Annotated in this window: 29 protein-coding genes; 5 read left to right on the top strand and 24 right to left on the bottom strand. The window is 71.7% G+C overall.

The window, feature by feature from the left end; genetic code table 11:
• Positions 1-5: 5 nt before the first annotated feature.
• The 9 genes from ACIOD1_RS12955 to ACIOD1_RS12915 all read right to left on the bottom strand — a co-directional run bounded on the left by ACIOD1_RS12955 (position 6) and on the right by ACIOD1_RS12915 (position 5,011).
• Positions 6-500 carry a helix-turn-helix domain-containing protein gene (locus ACIOD1_RS12955; RefSeq protein ID WP_401902067.1) on the bottom strand — a complete coding sequence of 165 codons (495 nt, stop codon included), beginning with the start codon at positions 498-500 and terminating at the stop codon, positions 6-8.
• 496 nt (positions 501-996) lie between these two features.
• Complete coding sequence (locus ACIOD1_RS12950; RefSeq protein ID WP_401902065.1) at positions 997-1,464, bottom strand: hypothetical protein; 468 nt, start codon at positions 1,462-1,464, stop codon at positions 997-999.
• Positions 1,465-1,666: 202 nt separating this feature from the next.
• Positions 1,667-1,885 carry a hypothetical protein gene (locus tag ACIOD1_RS12945; RefSeq protein WP_401902062.1) on the bottom strand — a complete coding sequence of 73 codons (219 nt, stop codon included), beginning with the start codon at positions 1,883-1,885 and terminating at the stop codon, positions 1,667-1,669.
• Positions 1,886-1,893: 8 nt separating this feature from the next.
• Complete coding sequence (locus ACIOD1_RS12940; protein WP_401902060.1) at positions 1,894-2,016, bottom strand: hypothetical protein; 123 nt, start codon at positions 2,014-2,016, stop codon at positions 1,894-1,896.
• Between the two features lie 75 nt (positions 2,017-2,091).
• Positions 2,092-2,685, bottom strand: coding sequence for a hypothetical protein (locus ACIOD1_RS12935; protein WP_401902057.1), 594 nt, complete (start codon positions 2,683-2,685; stop codon positions 2,092-2,094).
• Positions 2,682-3,182, bottom strand: a complete 501-nt coding sequence (locus ACIOD1_RS12930; protein WP_401902054.1) for a hypothetical protein — start codon at positions 3,180-3,182, stop codon at positions 2,682-2,684. Before ACIOD1_RS12930 ends, ACIOD1_RS12935 begins: the two co-directional genes overlap by 4 nt.
• Positions 3,179-4,231 carry a hypothetical protein gene (locus ACIOD1_RS12925; RefSeq protein WP_401902051.1) on the bottom strand — a complete coding sequence of 351 codons (1,053 nt, stop codon included), beginning with the start codon at positions 4,229-4,231 and terminating at the stop codon, positions 3,179-3,181. Before ACIOD1_RS12925 ends, ACIOD1_RS12930 begins: the two co-directional genes overlap by 4 nt.
• Before the next feature lie 140 nt (positions 4,232-4,371).
• Positions 4,372-4,584, bottom strand: a complete 213-nt coding sequence (locus ACIOD1_RS12920) for a hypothetical protein (RefSeq protein WP_401902049.1) — start codon at positions 4,582-4,584, stop codon at positions 4,372-4,374.
• A 112-nt stretch (positions 4,585-4,696) separates the two neighbouring features.
• Complete coding sequence (locus ACIOD1_RS12915; protein WP_401902048.1) at positions 4,697-5,011, bottom strand: hypothetical protein; 315 nt, start codon at positions 5,009-5,011, stop codon at positions 4,697-4,699.
• A 135-nt stretch (positions 5,012-5,146) separates the two neighbouring features.
• Between ACIOD1_RS12915 and ACIOD1_RS12910 the strand changes: the two genes are divergently transcribed.
• Together ACIOD1_RS12910 and ACIOD1_RS12905 are read left to right on the top strand one after the other, a co-directional pair.
• On the top strand, positions 5,147-5,473 hold the full coding sequence (locus tag ACIOD1_RS12910; RefSeq protein WP_401902046.1) for a hypothetical protein: 327 nt from the start codon (positions 5,147-5,149) through the stop codon (positions 5,471-5,473).
• Complete coding sequence (locus tag ACIOD1_RS12905) at positions 5,430-5,930, top strand: hypothetical protein (RefSeq protein ID WP_401902044.1); 501 nt, start codon at positions 5,430-5,432, stop codon at positions 5,928-5,930. Before ACIOD1_RS12910 ends, ACIOD1_RS12905 begins: the two co-directional genes overlap by 44 nt.
• Positions 5,931-5,988: 58 nt before the next feature.
• Here the strand turns inward: ACIOD1_RS12905 and ACIOD1_RS12900 are convergent, their stop codons facing one another.
• Entirely contained in the window at positions 5,989-6,444 is a 456-nt protein-coding gene (locus ACIOD1_RS12900) for a hypothetical protein (RefSeq protein ID WP_401902042.1), read from the bottom strand.
• Positions 6,445-6,539: 95 nt separating this feature from the next.
• On the opposite strand from ACIOD1_RS12900, the gene ACIOD1_RS12895 reads away from it, so the two are divergent.
• The 3 genes from ACIOD1_RS12895 to ACIOD1_RS12885 are packed head-to-tail and all read left to right on the top strand — an operon-like array spanning position 6,540 to position 7,424.
• The gene (locus tag ACIOD1_RS12895) at positions 6,540-6,875 is read left to right on the top strand and encodes a DUF6233 domain-containing protein (protein ID WP_401902039.1); all 336 of its coding nucleotides are present in this window, start codon (positions 6,540-6,542) and stop codon (positions 6,873-6,875) included.
• 23 nt (positions 6,876-6,898) lie between these two features.
• A complete protein-coding gene (locus ACIOD1_RS12890; RefSeq protein ID WP_401902036.1) occupies positions 6,899-7,126 on the top strand; it encodes a hypothetical protein in 228 nt (75 codons plus the stop codon).
• A gap of 55 nt (positions 7,127-7,181) precedes the next feature.
• On the top strand, positions 7,182-7,424 hold the full coding sequence (locus ACIOD1_RS12885; protein ID WP_401902033.1) for a hypothetical protein: 243 nt from the start codon (positions 7,182-7,184) through the stop codon (positions 7,422-7,424).
• A gap of 164 nt (positions 7,425-7,588) precedes the next feature.
• Here ACIOD1_RS12885 and ACIOD1_RS12880 read toward each other — a convergent pair whose 3' ends face one another.
• The 14 genes from ACIOD1_RS12880 to ACIOD1_RS12815 form a co-directional block, all read right to left on the bottom strand.
• On the bottom strand, positions 7,589-8,290 hold the full coding sequence (locus ACIOD1_RS12880; RefSeq protein WP_401902031.1) for a hypothetical protein: 702 nt from the start codon (positions 8,288-8,290) through the stop codon (positions 7,589-7,591).
• A 196-nt stretch (positions 8,291-8,486) separates the two neighbouring features.
• Positions 8,487-9,038: a hypothetical protein gene (locus ACIOD1_RS12875; protein WP_401902029.1), complete on the bottom strand. Its 552-nt coding sequence runs from the start codon at positions 9,036-9,038 to the stop codon at positions 8,487-8,489.
• A gap of 94 nt (positions 9,039-9,132) precedes the next feature.
• Positions 9,133-9,432 (bottom strand): hypothetical protein, encoded by a 300-nt coding sequence (locus ACIOD1_RS12870; RefSeq protein ID WP_401902027.1) that lies wholly within the window; start codon positions 9,430-9,432, stop codon positions 9,133-9,135.
• The gene (locus ACIOD1_RS12865) at positions 9,429-9,776 is read right to left on the bottom strand and encodes a hypothetical protein (RefSeq protein ID WP_401902024.1); all 348 of its coding nucleotides are present in this window, start codon (positions 9,774-9,776) and stop codon (positions 9,429-9,431) included. Before ACIOD1_RS12865 ends, ACIOD1_RS12870 begins: the two co-directional genes overlap by 4 nt.
• Positions 9,773-10,027 carry a hypothetical protein gene (locus ACIOD1_RS12860; protein ID WP_401902021.1) on the bottom strand — a complete coding sequence of 85 codons (255 nt, stop codon included), beginning with the start codon at positions 10,025-10,027 and terminating at the stop codon, positions 9,773-9,775. Before ACIOD1_RS12860 ends, ACIOD1_RS12865 begins: the two co-directional genes overlap by 4 nt.
• Positions 10,024-10,182: a hypothetical protein gene (locus ACIOD1_RS12855; protein WP_401902018.1), complete on the bottom strand. Its 159-nt coding sequence runs from the start codon at positions 10,180-10,182 to the stop codon at positions 10,024-10,026. The genes ACIOD1_RS12860 and ACIOD1_RS12855 overlap by 4 nt, the downstream gene beginning before the upstream one ends.
• The gene (locus ACIOD1_RS12850) at positions 10,179-10,664 is read right to left on the bottom strand and encodes a hypothetical protein (RefSeq protein WP_401902015.1); all 486 of its coding nucleotides are present in this window, start codon (positions 10,662-10,664) and stop codon (positions 10,179-10,181) included. Before ACIOD1_RS12850 ends, ACIOD1_RS12855 begins: the two co-directional genes overlap by 4 nt.
• Positions 10,661-10,864: a hypothetical protein gene (locus ACIOD1_RS12845; RefSeq protein WP_401902013.1), complete on the bottom strand. Its 204-nt coding sequence runs from the start codon at positions 10,862-10,864 to the stop codon at positions 10,661-10,663. The genes ACIOD1_RS12850 and ACIOD1_RS12845 overlap by 4 nt, the downstream gene beginning before the upstream one ends.
• The gene (locus ACIOD1_RS12840) at positions 10,861-11,082 is read right to left on the bottom strand and encodes a hypothetical protein (RefSeq protein WP_401902010.1); all 222 of its coding nucleotides are present in this window, start codon (positions 11,080-11,082) and stop codon (positions 10,861-10,863) included. The genes ACIOD1_RS12845 and ACIOD1_RS12840 overlap by 4 nt, the downstream gene beginning before the upstream one ends.
• Complete coding sequence (locus ACIOD1_RS12835) at positions 11,079-11,288, bottom strand: hypothetical protein (RefSeq protein WP_401902007.1); 210 nt, start codon at positions 11,286-11,288, stop codon at positions 11,079-11,081. The genes ACIOD1_RS12840 and ACIOD1_RS12835 overlap by 4 nt, the downstream gene beginning before the upstream one ends.
• Entirely contained in the window at positions 11,285-11,467 is a 183-nt protein-coding gene (locus ACIOD1_RS12830) for a hypothetical protein (RefSeq protein WP_401902004.1), read from the bottom strand. Before ACIOD1_RS12830 ends, ACIOD1_RS12835 begins: the two co-directional genes overlap by 4 nt.
• On the bottom strand, positions 11,464-12,006 hold the full coding sequence (locus ACIOD1_RS12825) for a hypothetical protein (RefSeq protein ID WP_401902002.1): 543 nt from the start codon (positions 12,004-12,006) through the stop codon (positions 11,464-11,466). Before ACIOD1_RS12825 ends, ACIOD1_RS12830 begins: the two co-directional genes overlap by 4 nt.
• Positions 12,003-12,176 (bottom strand): hypothetical protein, encoded by a 174-nt coding sequence (locus ACIOD1_RS12820; protein WP_401901999.1) that lies wholly within the window; start codon positions 12,174-12,176, stop codon positions 12,003-12,005. The genes ACIOD1_RS12825 and ACIOD1_RS12820 overlap by 4 nt, the downstream gene beginning before the upstream one ends.
• Entirely contained in the window at positions 12,173-12,538 is a 366-nt protein-coding gene (locus ACIOD1_RS12815) for a hypothetical protein (protein WP_401901997.1), read from the bottom strand. Before ACIOD1_RS12815 ends, ACIOD1_RS12820 begins: the two co-directional genes overlap by 4 nt.
• Positions 12,539-12,547: the final 9 nt, after the last annotated feature.

The raw sequence follows: 12,547 nt of genomic DNA, 5'->3' as shown, positions 1-12,547 counted from the left end.
GTCGGCTACTCCGGGGCGGGGGCGCCGCCCATCATCCCCCTCAGCCACTGGTCGACGGCGGCCATGCCCTCGGTCTCGGTCTCCGGCGGGACCAGGCGCAGCGACTGCGCGGCGGCGGCCGTCGCGGCGGTCATGAGCGCACGCTTGTCGGCCGCCGGGGGCTCGGGGAGCTGCTGCTCCTCGTAGGTGTTGTCCTTGCCGCCGAAGTTGTAGACGGTGGCCGGCTCCCAGATCTGAGCGGAGAGACGGAGGGCATCGTCGGTCAGAGCGTCGGCGAGGATGGAGCGCTTCTCGGCGAGCTGGGCGTTCCGGGCGGCGGTGGCTGCCTCGGTCGCCGTGTTGGTGAAGATCAGGCCGAGGCGGGCGCAGCACACGGATACGGTGCGGGTGCCGCGGCCGATCTGGCGGGCGATCTCGTTGCGGCCGAGGCCCTCGGCGTGAAGCCGGCGGATCTCGTCGGCCTCCTCGTCACTGAGCGGTATGGGGGCGCCCTTGGGCATGCGGTCACCTCCCGGTGGTGGGCCTGCTGCCCGGTCGCTGGCCAACCGCGCGATGTCCCGAGCGTTCCTCAGGGGCTACGGCCAGGCTCTCTATGCCCGTCGCCGGGCAGCAGGGGTGAGGGCCCGCCGCCGGGGGCTCGACCGCGTTGGGGCGCGGGAGTCCGGCAGGGCGGCGGGGGTCTGGGTATGCGTCAGCCCCGCGCGGTGGCGGGGCTGACGCGATGTTCTGTGTCCGGGCACGCCGGATCTGCGGCCCATGATGCGGTACGCGGGACCGATTGTGCAACTGGATGCAAAAGCCGAGTGCCCCCGCTCCGGAGCGGGGGCACTCTGTTGGTACTCGGGGGCGGCGCCTGCGCCCTTTCCCGTGGCCGGGCCGACTCTTGTACGCCAGTTCGCCGGTTGCCCTGACAGGTCGGGTACGGAGTTTCACCGCTCGCACTGACCCCCGACCGAAGCGTGCAGCCCCAACGGTACCGCCGAGCCGCCGCCAGAGTCAGCAGCCGTCGTACTTCCAGGCGCCGCCCTCGCGCGCCCACGGCTGCTGCGACTGGTTGAGGACGGGCACCGAGTAGGTGTAGCTGACGCGGGCCAGGTCGCCGGCGAGTTGGTCGATGGTGAGGGTCTGGATTTCCTGTCGCCCGTAGGTCTTGGCGGCGCTGTTGACGAGTCCGGCGAACAGCTCGGCGTCTCCGGCCTTGGCCTGGCAGCGCTTCGACAGAGTGGCGTAGGCCGTCTTCCCGTCAGGCTTGAAGTAGGCCGCGGAGTAGGCGCGGACGGTCTTCTCCAGGTTGGCGCGCCCCGGGTCTGCGGAGGGTTGGGCGGTGGCCGGGCTGGTGCCGCTTTCGCGAACCCAGGAGGCTGGCGGCCCTGAGTCGGCGGGGGTGTCGCTGCTGGAGCAGCCGGTGAGGGCTAGAGTCCCGGCGGCGGCGAGTGCGGTGATGACGGTGTGGTGGGTGCGCATCGCGTCATCGTGGCGAAGTTCGGGTGGCTGTGCGTGCGTTGTGACTGGTCTGTGACGTGGGAGAGCCCCGCCGTGGGGGTGGTCACGGCGGGGCTCAGGCGGCATCACACCCGGGGAGATCTGGTGCCGCCCGCTGGCAGACGCTGTGCAGAGCACGCTACGCCCGACACGGCCGAAACGACACCCCTCATGTGTGGCCGGATCACAGCTTGTTGGGCTGGATGTCGAAGGAGATCACGGCGGCCTCGGCGTAGCTCGGATCTTCCGCAAGGACCTGCTGTCGCAGCTTCTCGAACATGTCCAGCCGCGTCGCTCCCGGCGGCGGCGTGATGGCTCCCGACCGTCGCAGCGTCATGAAGCCCTGAGGTGTGGGGACCGTCAAGGACATGAAGATGAAGTGCGTACCCTGCTGCTCGCTCATGCCATCCATCATCCCTCCTGGGGCGTGGGCTGGTTCTGGCGCTCCTGCTCGGCCTGCTGCGCGGCGACGGCCTCCTGATGGCGGCGGATCAACTCGGCCTCGGAGATGGTGGCCTGGAAGGGGTGGTCCATGATGGCGGTCCTGTCTCTCGTGAGGGATGGGGACCCGGGGCGGCCGGTAGCTGCCAGGCGGAGGCCGCCCCGAGGTCAGACGGTGTACGCGCGGCGCTCGGCCGGGTCGCGGATGACGGATCCGGCCTGGCCAATGGCCTCTACACTCAACCCCTCTCGGACCGCGTTCGGCTGGCCTTTGTTGGCGTTGGTGTTGGCCGTTGAGCTGCACAAACAACCCCCGGAAGAGGTGTCACTCTCAGGCGCGGGAAGGGGCGGCACATCGTCGTGGTGGACGCCGGGCCCGTTCTTCCCGCCCGCACGGACCCCGGTTCGGACGGGGATCCCGGCCTCGTCGAGGAGGGCGCGCACCGCCTTGGTGTCGGGCAGGCCCGCGGCCACCTGAAGCTGGGTAAGACGCACGTGCTTACCCCCGGCGGCAAGGTCGCGCAGGACGGCAACCAGGTCGACGGGCTCGGCCTCGTCGGCCGAGTTTCGGCGGGCAATGACCCAGCCGTGGGCCTTGCGGACTCCAGCGGAGGCGAGGAGCCCAGTGACGAAGTAGGCGGCCTCGGGGTGCACAACGGCGACCGCTCCGGCCCCGGCGGTGGCAACGGCGAGGACCACGTAGCCCGCAACCCGGTTGCCCACCTCTACCTCGGTGGCCGGGGGCTGCTCGACGGCGGTCACGACAGGACCCCGGTCAGCCAAACCCCGGTGAAGTTCGCGGCGGAAGCGAGCGGCACGGCGGCATAGCGGGCGACCCCGCCGGAGAGGCCCATGCCGATCCCGGACAACCAGCCCCGCCACTTCGAGGTGGTGGCCCCACGCCGGCGGCGGGCGATGAAGGCACCGAGGACGAGGACAACCATGAACAGGCCGCCTTGGGTCAGGGGCGCTGCGGGCGAGCCGGGCGCGGTGCCGGTCTCCGCGCCGACGCCGTAGACGAGGAGGCCGTCCCCGAAGGTGTTCAGGCCCCAGAGGGTGCCGTCGCCGAGCCAGCCGACGAGGCCGCCGACGACCATCACTGTGAGCGCGCCGATGCCCCAGCAGAGGACGAACGGGAGGAGGGCACCGAGGTGGTCGAGGGGGCTGGAGCGAAGTGCCTTCACGCCGGGGAACCAGGCGGCGAGTTCCCAGATGATGAAGAGGCAGCCGACGAGGACCGAGCCGAGGGTGGGGTTCATGACGCCTTCCTGGGGAGCTGCTTCTGGATGCGCTGGGCCCGGCGCTGGCCGATGTGCAGCTCGGCTTGGAGGGTGCGCAGGGATGCGGGGCGGCCGTCGGCCGCGAGTGCGGCTGCGTTGAGCTTGGCTGCGGCTTCGAGGAGCTGCGCATCCGCATCCGGGTCGGGGATGGTGGCTACGGGCTGCGCATCCGGGCCGACTGCGGGCACGGCTGCGCTCAGGGTGTGACCTGCGGGGGATGCGGTTGCGCCCGGCTGTGGGGCGGCTGTGGTGGGCGGGTGCGGAGGCTGCGGGGGCGGGTTGAGGTGGGCTGGTGAGGCGACCGCGACGGCCTCGGCGGCTGCGGCTTCGAAGCCGCCCCCGGGCAGCGCGAGCGGGTGCGGCTGCGCAGCCGGGAGTGTGGGTGCAGCCGGGCCACCGAGCATGGATGCGAGGGCTGCATCCGCACCCGAGTGCAGTCGGTCGCGCTGCACTCCGACGAGCTGCGCCCCGAGCTGGGTATCCCCGACCCCGATGCGGCGAATCAGGCGCCAGGCGCGCCGGTCGGACATCCAGCGCACGGGACGGCTGGGGTGGTTGGTGGCCATGGCCCGAAGGGTGGCGAGGCGTTGCACGGTTTCGGCGTTGCGTCGCATGGCCTCGGCGTCGACTCCGGTGCGGTGGATGACGATCCGGCGGGCGAGGAGGCCGAGGCCTTCGGCGGCCACGCTCATGGCCATGGGGGTGACGGCGTAGACGGCGGCCTCGGTGAGGTCGTCGGCGGCGCTGATTCCGGTGGCGGATGCGGCGAGGGGCGCGGCCCAGAGTCCGAGGCGGACGACCGCGGGCACCGCTTGGCCGAGGAGGGTAAGGCCGACAACGAGCAGTGCAAGGGTCAGCGCGACGCCTTCGCCTGCGGCGACGACGCCGAGAGCGGTTTCGGAGCGGCCGAGTTCGGCCCGAATGTTGGTGTAGGTGCCGAGGCCGCCGGCGATGCCTGCGCCAATCATGGGGAGCGCGGTGGCGGCGAGGGTCCACTGTTGGCCGCGGGTCAGGCGGTCGCTGGTCACGGGGTGCTCCTGGGCGTGCGGGGGCCGGGCGCGCGGGGGCGGGCCCGGCCGGAGGGGTGGGGGTCAGGCGAAGTGGCGGCCGACGAGGAACGCCAGCAGGACCAGCGGCCAGACCATGGCGAGGATGTAGAGGGCGCGCATCAGGTCTCCGTCGGGTGGTCGAGGGCGACGATGAGGTTGCGCAGCGCGTACTGGAGGTCGCTGGCCGCGAGGTACATGGCGCTGCCGTGGCGGATGTCTGCGTCGGCGTGCTTGGCGAGGGCCTCGCGGGCGAGCTGGAGGGCGACGGGCAGGAGGAGCGCACCTGCGGGAAGGTCGTGGGCCGGGTTGTGGAGCGGTACGAGACTGGTCATGCGCCACCTCCCGGGGTGCGGTTGGTCTCGGCTTCCCGGGCGGGCTGGGCTTCGCGGTAGTCGTCTGCGGCGCGGGCGAGCAGCTCGGCGGCGGTGGCGTCGGCGTCCTCGATCACCGGACGCTCCCCGCTGCGGCGCGGAGGCGGAGGGCCCACTCGCCGCCGGTCTCGCTCGGTCGGGCCTCGGGTACGACGGCGAGGGCGCGGTCGAGCGCGGCGTCCTGGACGGCCTGCGGGTACTGGGCCAGGACAGCGAGTCCGGCGTAGGTGAACGCGAGTCCGGCCACGCGGTTGGTGACCGGCTCGGCCGGCTGGGCGTCGACGAGGAGGTCGGCTACGGCGTAGAGCAGCTGTGCGGCTACGGGGAGGTTTTCGCGGGAGCGGCGGAGGTGTTCCTCGGCCTGGTTGAGCTGGGTACGGTGTGTCATGGCTGTCCCCTGTTCGTGCAGGTGGATGGCTGGCCCCGGTCGGGCTCTCACACACCGACCGGGGCCGTTCCATGTTGCTGGTACGACCGTAGCGACTTCCTTGTTTTAAAACAAGGATGTTGAGAGGATGGAGCCATGCCCGACTCCCCACCGGAGGAAGTCGCAGAGACGGGAGGTCCGGACTTGATCTCGTTCCCGGACATGCCCGCGCGCATGGAGGCGGCTGGCCTCAAGCGCGTGAGTGTGCAGCGCTGCCGTCAGCTCGCGGAGGAAGACCCGGCTTGGCCGGCACCCGTGATGAAGGTCGGCCGGATGCGACTCTTCGACTGGCGCGTGGTCGAGGCCTACTTCCGCAACCGCACGTCTCGGCAAGGGCAGCGACCGAAGCGGCAGATGCCGCCAGCGGAAGGTGGATCTCATGACCTTGCCCAACGCGACCAGTCCGACGGCGCCGGAACGTAGGCAGGCTGCGGTGTATCGGCTCTTCGCTGCGGACGACACGCTGCTCTACATCGGATCGGCATACGACCCCGAGCAGCGGTGTATCGGGCACCACGACAAGCCCTGGTGGCCCCAGGTGGCGCGCCGAACCGAGGAGTGGCATCCCAGCCGAGGTGCGGCCTACGCAGCAGAAATGGCGGCCGTCGCTGTTGAACGCGCCAAGTACAACGTGATGGGCGCGCCCGGAGCCAGGTCGGACGCTATGCGGCGGCGTGACGAGATGGCCCGCGTCCGAGGCCAGGTCATTGCCGAAATGCACCGCGTTCAGAATCAGGCGATGGCCGATCTGCGAGCAGCCGGGGGTTCCTGGCGAGAAGCGCGAGACGTGGCGGACGCGGCGGGCTTGGCCTTCCTGGAGGAGAGCGGCTTGTTCCCCGCGTGGGTAGCACGACAGAAGGCGCACAGGGCCGCCGAGTAGCCGCGCACGGTGGAGCCCCCGGTCCCTGGCGGATCGGGGGCTCCGTGCTGTCCGGGCCTTACGTGCGGGTCTCGTACTGCCCCACCCGAATCCACCGTAGTAGGCCGCGCCGCTCAAGGTCTTCCAGGAACTCGTGCGCCTCCAGCCCGTCGAGCCTGTATCCGTGGCGCTCGGCGACCGCTGAGACGCGGTCTTCGGTCCAGATCCCGCGCTCCTGGCGGACGGCCGTGATGAACGCGCCGAGCGGACCGTGAGAGTCCTCAGTGTCCTGTGGCTGATCGTTCTTCGGGGGTGCGGGCGGCTGGGTGGCGTTGTGCTGGCGGGCGGCGTAGGAGATCCGGCCGATTCCGTCAGCGAACCGTTTGGCGTTGAACGGGCTGACGTCGGCGTACACGATGGTGCCGGTCTCGGTGACCAGCGGGATGCGGATCTGCTGGTAGCCCTGCGCGTCGGTGATGATCTCGGGGGTGCCGAGTTCGGCAGCGAGGCTGTTCGTTGAGTGCGTGCGGGTCAAGGGCTGCTCCTCCGGGTCTCGGTCTACGGTCGGGGTGTACGGGGGGCGCGTGGGAGGGCGCGTGGGGGGGCTGGGCTGCGCGTAGACTCGAACATGTGTCCGATCTGCCGCCCGACCTCGCCCGTCTCCGCACCCTGGAAACGTGGCTCGTCCTCACCCTGGAGCGGGTCCGCGGGGAGATCGAGACCGCCGAGGCCCTGGCCGCAGAGGTCGCCGCCCGCCTGCCCGCTGCACCGCCGCCGGAATGGGAGCTGGAACTCGACCTCGGACAGAAGCCGTCCCGCGTGCACATCGGGGGCTGCTCCATGGGAGGCAAGGGATTCCGACGTCGGCCGCTCGCCCGTGAGGCCGCCCTCCGCGCGCTCGGCGTCGACCGCCTGGAGGCGTGCCCGTACTGCCAGCCGGACGCCGCGCTCGGCGTGCTGGACTGACCGGAGGCCCGCAGGCTGGAGCAATGAGTCAGAAGATCGTGGTGCACGTCCCTGACGAGTCCGGTGGCCGGCGGGTCCATGTCGACAGCGAGATTCTCGGCCTCGCGCACAGCCTGAAGGACGTCCGCAAGTTCCTGCGGCGGGCGGGCCTGGATTGGGACGAGGAGCAGATCGCGGCCTCGCCGTGGATCGAGTGGCGGGGCGGCGGGTTCGACGTCTGGCCTGCGCCGTGGGGCATGGAGACCCCGTGAGCTGCCAGCCGCGAGCCCCGGCGGTGAGCTGGAGCCGGGACCGTAGGATCACGCGGTGGCGAAAATCGAACCCCCTGAGCATCTGATCGAACTCCAGCGCGCGACGAACACAGCCCGAGCTGAGGCGACCGCCGGCCCGTACAGCGCGGAGGCGTGGCGGCCTTGGCTGGAGGCGGCGGAGACGGTCCGGATCGCAGTGACCGAGCACGCGAAGGAGGCGGGCATCAACCGGGTCGATCTCGAAATGGCGGTGAAGTCGGCGGCCCGCGCTGCTGAGGCGGCCCAGGCCGAGGGCTGACACACGTCCGCCCCGCCGGTCGCTGTCCCCTGGGGGGCCGGTGGGGCGGATCGAGTAGTGCCGCAGCCCGCGACCCATCGCTCGAATGTGATGTATCCATGCTACTGCGGGCGGGGGTTGTCCGGCCGGTCCTGGACAACCCCCGAACAACCCCGAACAACCCTCTACGCAGCGACGATGCCGCGCTCCGTCCACAGCGCCCCGCAGCCGGTGCAGCGCGCGCACGGGGTCGCGCCCGCCCCGCCGTAGACCTCGATCGTCCCGCCGCACGCGCACACGTGACCGGCCCCCAACTCCCGCCGGCCGTCGGCGACGTCGAGGGCCTCCTCGATCCGCTGGACGGCACCGCGGGCGATGGCCCCGATGTACTGCTCCTGCGCCTCGGACAGTCGACGGAACGGGCCGGGCCGCTGCTCGACGCGGGCGAGGAGCCACAGCGCAGTGTGCTGCGCGGACGGGGTCCGGCCACGGAACCGCCACCGGCGGGGGTCGGCGAGGTCGGCGCGGGAGGCGGCGGTGCGGCGGGCCAGGTCGTCGGCGGGCCAGTCGCGACCGGGGAGGGGGATGGGCTCGGTCTGGATGCTGGCCGCGGTGACCTCGGCGCAGGTGGCGAGGGCGGCCTCGACCGCGCGCATCGTGTCGTAGATGCGGAGGCTGAGCGGGACGGGCCGGTCGCCGAGCTGCGCGGGGTTGCGCTCCTCGGCGCGGAGGGCGGCGGCCTCGGCGATGTCGTGCTCGTCGAGGGCCGCGAGGTAGCCGCGGAGGCCGAGGCCGAACGCGCCGATCGTGGGGCGGTCGCCGAGGGCGTTGCGGAGGTCGGGCCAGGTGGTGATGAGGGTGCGGAGGGTGGTGGCGGTGTTGTTCATCGTGGCTCCCGGTGCTGGTCGGGCGGTATCGTGATCAGCACCTGGGGGCGCGCCTGTCCTGGTCAGACATGAGGCGCGCCCCTCGCGCATGCTCAGGGCTTCCGGCGGTGTTCCAGGACGGAGCCGATGACGATGCCGAGGGTGACGGCAGTGATGCAGAGGTAGCGCACCGCTTCGAGGGCGTTGTCGCTCACGGCTACAGCCCTCGCCTCGGTCGGATGGTGAGCTGCCGGAGCCGCTCGTACTTCTCGTCGGTGGTGTGGCCGTCCCAGACCGGGCCGAGGGATCGCTCGACGTGCTCGAACAGGTCGAGGTCGATGGTCGAGATGTGCCAGGTCATCTGCCCGGTGGGGGTGTTGATGGTGACGACGGGCCAGTCCGGCGCGTCCGGGTCCGTCAGGCCGATGGTGGAGGGGTAGAGGCTGGCGAGGTGGGCGACGAGCTGGGCCCGCTCGCGGTACGCCCCGTCCCGTTCGGCCTCGACTTCCTCCACGGTCGTCTTGCGGTACGGCTGCCAGTGCTCGGGCGGTTCGACGGTGAGCGGGCACGCCTTCGGGGCGGTGAGCAGGCTGTCGCGTTCGTCGAGGAGCGGGCGGTCGTTGGTGTCGAACACGTACTCGTCGTAGTGCAGCTCGCGGCCGGCGGCGCCTTCGTCGATGTACAGATCGCCGTTGATCGGAACGCGGTTGGGGTTGATGCCGAGGCAGGTGAGCCAGGCGGCGACCTGGGTGCGCATGTCCTGGGGCATCGTCACTTCTCCTTGGTCTGGTTGGTGCGGACGGCGGCCCAGATGAGGGCGAGGCCGAGGGCGGTCAGGCAGATGATCAGCAGGTGCCAGATGCTCACGGGGTCGCCTCGTGGTTGCAGGTGTACGGGGACGGCAGTACTCGGCCCTGGCAGATTGAGCAGGCCGCAGCCGCGCTGCTCTGGTTGGCCCGTTCGGCGATGGCTTCGTCCCACTGGTACCGGCAGCGCTGGCACTCGCGGTGGAGCCGCTCGTTGGCCGTCCAGCCGAGGGTGACGCTGCGGTCGCCGGGGCCGTGGACGCAGTCCCCCATGGGCAGATATTCGGTGCTGGCGCCGGTCCATCCGCACTTGCCGCAGGTGGGTTCGTCGCCGGAGAACGGCGGGAGGGTGGTCATCGGCGGTGGCCTTTCCGGGGCGGGCCGTAGGGGGACTGCCAGGCCGGTCGGGCGCGCTGGCTGCGGCCGGGTGGGGGGAGCTGGGCCATGCTGCGGGTGATGGCCTCGCCGAAGGCCCGTATGGCGGTGGCGATGGGCGCGAGGGCCTCCGTGAGGCGCTGCTGAAGCTCGCCGACGATCGCGCGGACTTCCTGCCGGGCGATGACCTCGTGTTCGGTGGGCAGGCCGCAGTGGAGACGCGTGACGGCGGCGTGGGCGTCGAGGGGGTCGAGGCCGTGCCGTTCGATGAGGCGGGCTGCGAGGAGGTTGCGGGCGGCGAGGTTGGCGGGATCGCGGGGGCTCACGGGGTCCTCCAGGTGTCGCAGTAGCAGTCGTACTCCTCCTGGCAGCCGCCGTACTCGTGGCTGCCGCGAGGGTGGCCGCACGCGCAGGTGTCGGTGGGGAGTGGGGCGGCGAGTCCTGCGGTGAGGAGCTGCGCCCGTACCTCGTGGAGTTGGGCGGCTGAGTCGGGGGCAAAGTTGGCAAGGAGTGGGGCGGCGAGGCTGGTGAAGTGGCAGAGCTGGCGGAGGGCCTGGTCGCGTTCCTCGTCGGTCATGGGGCGCCTTTCCGGTGGGCGGGGCAGGTCGGGTCGGTGAGTTGCTCGTCGAGGCAGGCGGGGCAGTCCCAGGCGGGTCCGCCGATGTGCTCGGATGGGGGCGGGACGTTGAAGACGGTCCGGAGGCGGGTGAGGACCGCGCGGAGGCGGCTCACGGGGTGGGCTCCTGGGGATTGTCGAGGGCGCGGATGGTGGGGCAGGGCCAGGCGACCTCGTTGTTTTCGCAGTCGGGGGCGCAGCATTCAGCGCACCAGCCGCCCCGGTCGGCGTGCAGCTGGTGGAGACGGTCGAGGGCGGCCTCGGCCTGGTCGGCGCGGGCGGCCTGACGCTGGGCCTGGAGGATCGTCGAGGCGAGGGCGCGGCCGTCGTACGCGGAGTAGTCGCGGGCGAGCTGGGCCTGATGCGTCCAGTAGCTGATGGCCTCGCGGTCGGTGAGCTGGTCGAGCTTGGCCTGCCTGAGGGCGGCCTTGCCCTCCTTGAGGAGCTGCGTGGCTGCCTGGACGTCGCGGACGACGAGCTTGTAGGCCTGCTTGTTGCGTTCCGCGACGTGTTCCAGGGTGTCGATGCGGGCGTAGAGCTGGTCGAGTGCGTCGCTGGTGATCGTGTCGACGGTGTGGCGGCTGGGCTGCTCGGTCACGGCTGGCCCTCCTCGGCGAAGCGTGCGGCGTGCTCGCTGGCCGTGAGCAGCTTGTGGGCGGTGGACATGAGGGCTCGGAGGAGTTCGCGGTCGCGGAGGCTTATGGGTGCCCCCATGTCGACGCGGTAGGTGATGGGTTGGCCATCGGGGCCTGCGGTGGTGAAGTGCAGGGCGGGGAGGATCTCGGGCTGTTCGGTCACGGCTGGCTCCCGAGGATCTCCCGGGCCACGGCAAGGGCGTCGCGGGTGTCCTGGCCGAGGTCGCTGTCCTGGAACTCGCCGCCGAGGTACTGCTCGATTTCGGCGGCCCGCTTGGCCTGCCGTTCCAGGAGGGTGGCGAGGGGGGCGCCGACGCCGCCGGGGAGTATGGCGGCGCGCAGTCGCTGGGCGGCGGCGTGGAGTTCCTCGGCGGGGGTCATCGGCTGCTCCTGTCCGTAACGAGGCGGAGCGGCGCGGGCTCGGGGTTGCCCTGTTCCCAGCCGCTGAGTTCGAGTACGGAGGCGAAGAGGTCGGCGGCGGAGGAGCGGGTGACGAGGGTGGGGTCGCTGGCCCATGAGTCCGCAAGGGCGTTGGCTCGTTCGAGGGCGCGGGCTCGCAGGGTGGCGAGTTCTTCGGCGGTGGTCATCGTCGGTGCCTTCCGTGGTCGTGGCGGTGGTGGTCGGTGCGGGCCCACGCGGGCGTGTGCTGAGGCGAGCGGCGCGCGGCTCGGGCCTGCTGCTCGCCGTGGCGCAGGAGGAGGCTCATGAGGGCGGCTCCGATGATCTGGACGGCGATGGCGAGGGCGGCCCACCACCAGCCGTTCACCGCGGGTCTCCGGGGTCGCCGCGGAGGGAGCGGCGGATCACGGTCCTGAACGCTTCGGGGTCGATGCCGACGTTGAGCCGGATGGCTTCGGCGCTGATGACGGAGCCGTCGGGGAGGGTGTCTCGGGCGTGGGCGAGCTGCTCGGCGGTGATCAGGGCTCCGGGGAGCGGTACGGCGGGCGGGTCGATACCGAGCGCGCGGAGGACGGCGTTGAGGACGGTCCCCGGGTCGTGTGTGGCTTCCCAGTCGAGGCCTTCGATGGTGTGCCAGGCCCGGTCGTGCTCCAGCTCGGTCAGGCGACGGCGCGGCACGGGCGCGGGCCCGTCCTGCCGCCGGGCGATCTCGCGGAGCCCGGCGATGACCTCCTCCAGCTGCTCCAGGGGGACGGCAGCCTCGGCGTGGCCGGTGTCCTCGCTGCCGGTGCAGAACCGGATGGTGCGGCGTCCGTCGGGGAACTGGCCGGGGAGGGCGGCGAAGTCCTGGCCGTCGGGGCAGTGGAGGGCGAACCCGGACTTCGGGAAGCGGGTGAGGTTGGTCATCGGTTCCTCTTTCGTGCGGCTCGGGCTGCTGCTCGGCGTGTGACGCGGTTGGGGGTGGGGTCGGGGGCGTCGTCGTCGATGTGCTGCTCGACGCGGGCCGTGGTGGCCTCCCAGGTGACGCCCGGGCGGCCGGGGCGCACCCCGGCCGGGACCTTCGAGGGGCCGCTCACGGGGTCGTCTCCGCCTGCTGCTGCGCCCACCACTCGTCGTGGGCCTCCATCCGACAGAGCACGCAGAGACCGTCGTGCCGGGTAGTCGCTGTGCATTCGCTGCACCGGCGCGACGGCTCGGCCGGCTGCTCGCTGACGCCGTTCATCGCGGCAACGCAGCTCGGGCAGAGGCCGTCGGGGGTGCTGGTGGTGGGGTTGGTCTCGGTGAGGGGTTCGGTGGGGACGACGGCGAGGCGGTCGCAGCTGGTGAGGACGAGGGCGCCGGGGCGGGGCGCGCCGAAGAAGGTGACGGTGGGGAGGATGTGCCGGACGTCGGCCGCGGCGGTGGCGAAGGGGCTGGATGGGTTCGGGGTGAGGGTCATGGTGTGCTG

The sequence above is a fragment of the Streptomyces sp. NPDC088097 genome, assembly GCF_044741845.1.
GTDB lineage: Bacteria > Actinomycetota > Actinomycetes > Streptomycetales > Streptomycetaceae > Streptomyces.
This window is presented reverse-complemented; position numbering and strand designations above follow the sequence as displayed.

Coding starts and splice junctions, on each gene's coding strand:
- ACIOD1_RS12840 (WP_401902010.1), bottom strand. CDS start 11,082: ATGACCCCCGCCGAGGAACTCCACGCCGCCGCCCAGCGACTGCGCGCC.
- ACIOD1_RS12835 (WP_401902007.1), bottom strand. CDS start 11,288: ATGACCACCGCCGAAGAACTCGCCACCCTGCGAGCCCGCGCCCTCGAA.
- ACIOD1_RS12910 (WP_401902046.1), top strand. CDS start 5,147: ATGCCCGACTCCCCACCGGAGGAAGTCGCAGAGACGGGAGGTCCGGAC.
- ACIOD1_RS12920 (WP_401902049.1), bottom strand. CDS start 4,584: ATGACCAGTCTCGTACCGCTCCACAACCCGGCCCACGACCTTCCCGCA.
- ACIOD1_RS12815 (WP_401901997.1), bottom strand. CDS start 12,538: ATGACCCTCACCCCGAACCCATCCAGCCCCTTCGCCACCGCCGCGGCC.
- ACIOD1_RS12860 (WP_401902021.1), bottom strand. CDS start 10,027: ATGACCGACGAGGAACGCGACCAGGCCCTCCGCCAGCTCTGCCACTTC.
- ACIOD1_RS12930 (WP_401902054.1), bottom strand. CDS start 3,182: ATGAACCCCACCCTCGGCTCGGTCCTCGTCGGCTGCCTCTTCATCATC.
- ACIOD1_RS12880 (WP_401902031.1), bottom strand. CDS start 8,290: ATGAACAACACCGCCACCACCCTCCGCACCCTCATCACCACCTGGCCC.
- ACIOD1_RS12890 (WP_401902036.1), top strand. CDS start 6,899: ATGAGTCAGAAGATCGTGGTGCACGTCCCTGACGAGTCCGGTGGCCGG.
- ACIOD1_RS12870 (WP_401902027.1), bottom strand. CDS start 9,432: ATGACCACCCTCCCGCCGTTCTCCGGCGACGAACCCACCTGCGGCAAG.
- ACIOD1_RS12905 (WP_401902044.1), top strand. CDS start 5,430: ATGACCTTGCCCAACGCGACCAGTCCGACGGCGCCGGAACGTAGGCAG.
- ACIOD1_RS12940 (WP_401902060.1), bottom strand. CDS start 2,016: ATGGACCACCCCTTCCAGGCCACCATCTCCGAGGCCGAGTTGATCCGC.
- ACIOD1_RS12945 (WP_401902062.1), bottom strand. CDS start 1,885: ATGAGCGAGCAGCAGGGTACGCACTTCATCTTCATGTCCTTGACGGTC.
- ACIOD1_RS12955 (WP_401902067.1), bottom strand. CDS start 500: ATGCCCAAGGGCGCCCCCATACCGCTCAGTGACGAGGAGGCCGACGAG.
- ACIOD1_RS12915 (WP_401902048.1), bottom strand. CDS start 5,011: ATGACACACCGTACCCAGCTCAACCAGGCCGAGGAACACCTCCGCCGC.
- ACIOD1_RS12825 (WP_401902002.1), bottom strand. CDS start 12,006: ATGACCAACCTCACCCGCTTCCCGAAGTCCGGGTTCGCCCTCCACTGC.
- ACIOD1_RS12875 (WP_401902029.1), bottom strand. CDS start 9,038: ATGCCCCAGGACATGCGCACCCAGGTCGCCGCCTGGCTCACCTGCCTC.
- ACIOD1_RS12950 (WP_401902065.1), bottom strand. CDS start 1,464: ATGCGCACCCACCACACCGTCATCACCGCACTCGCCGCCGCCGGGACT.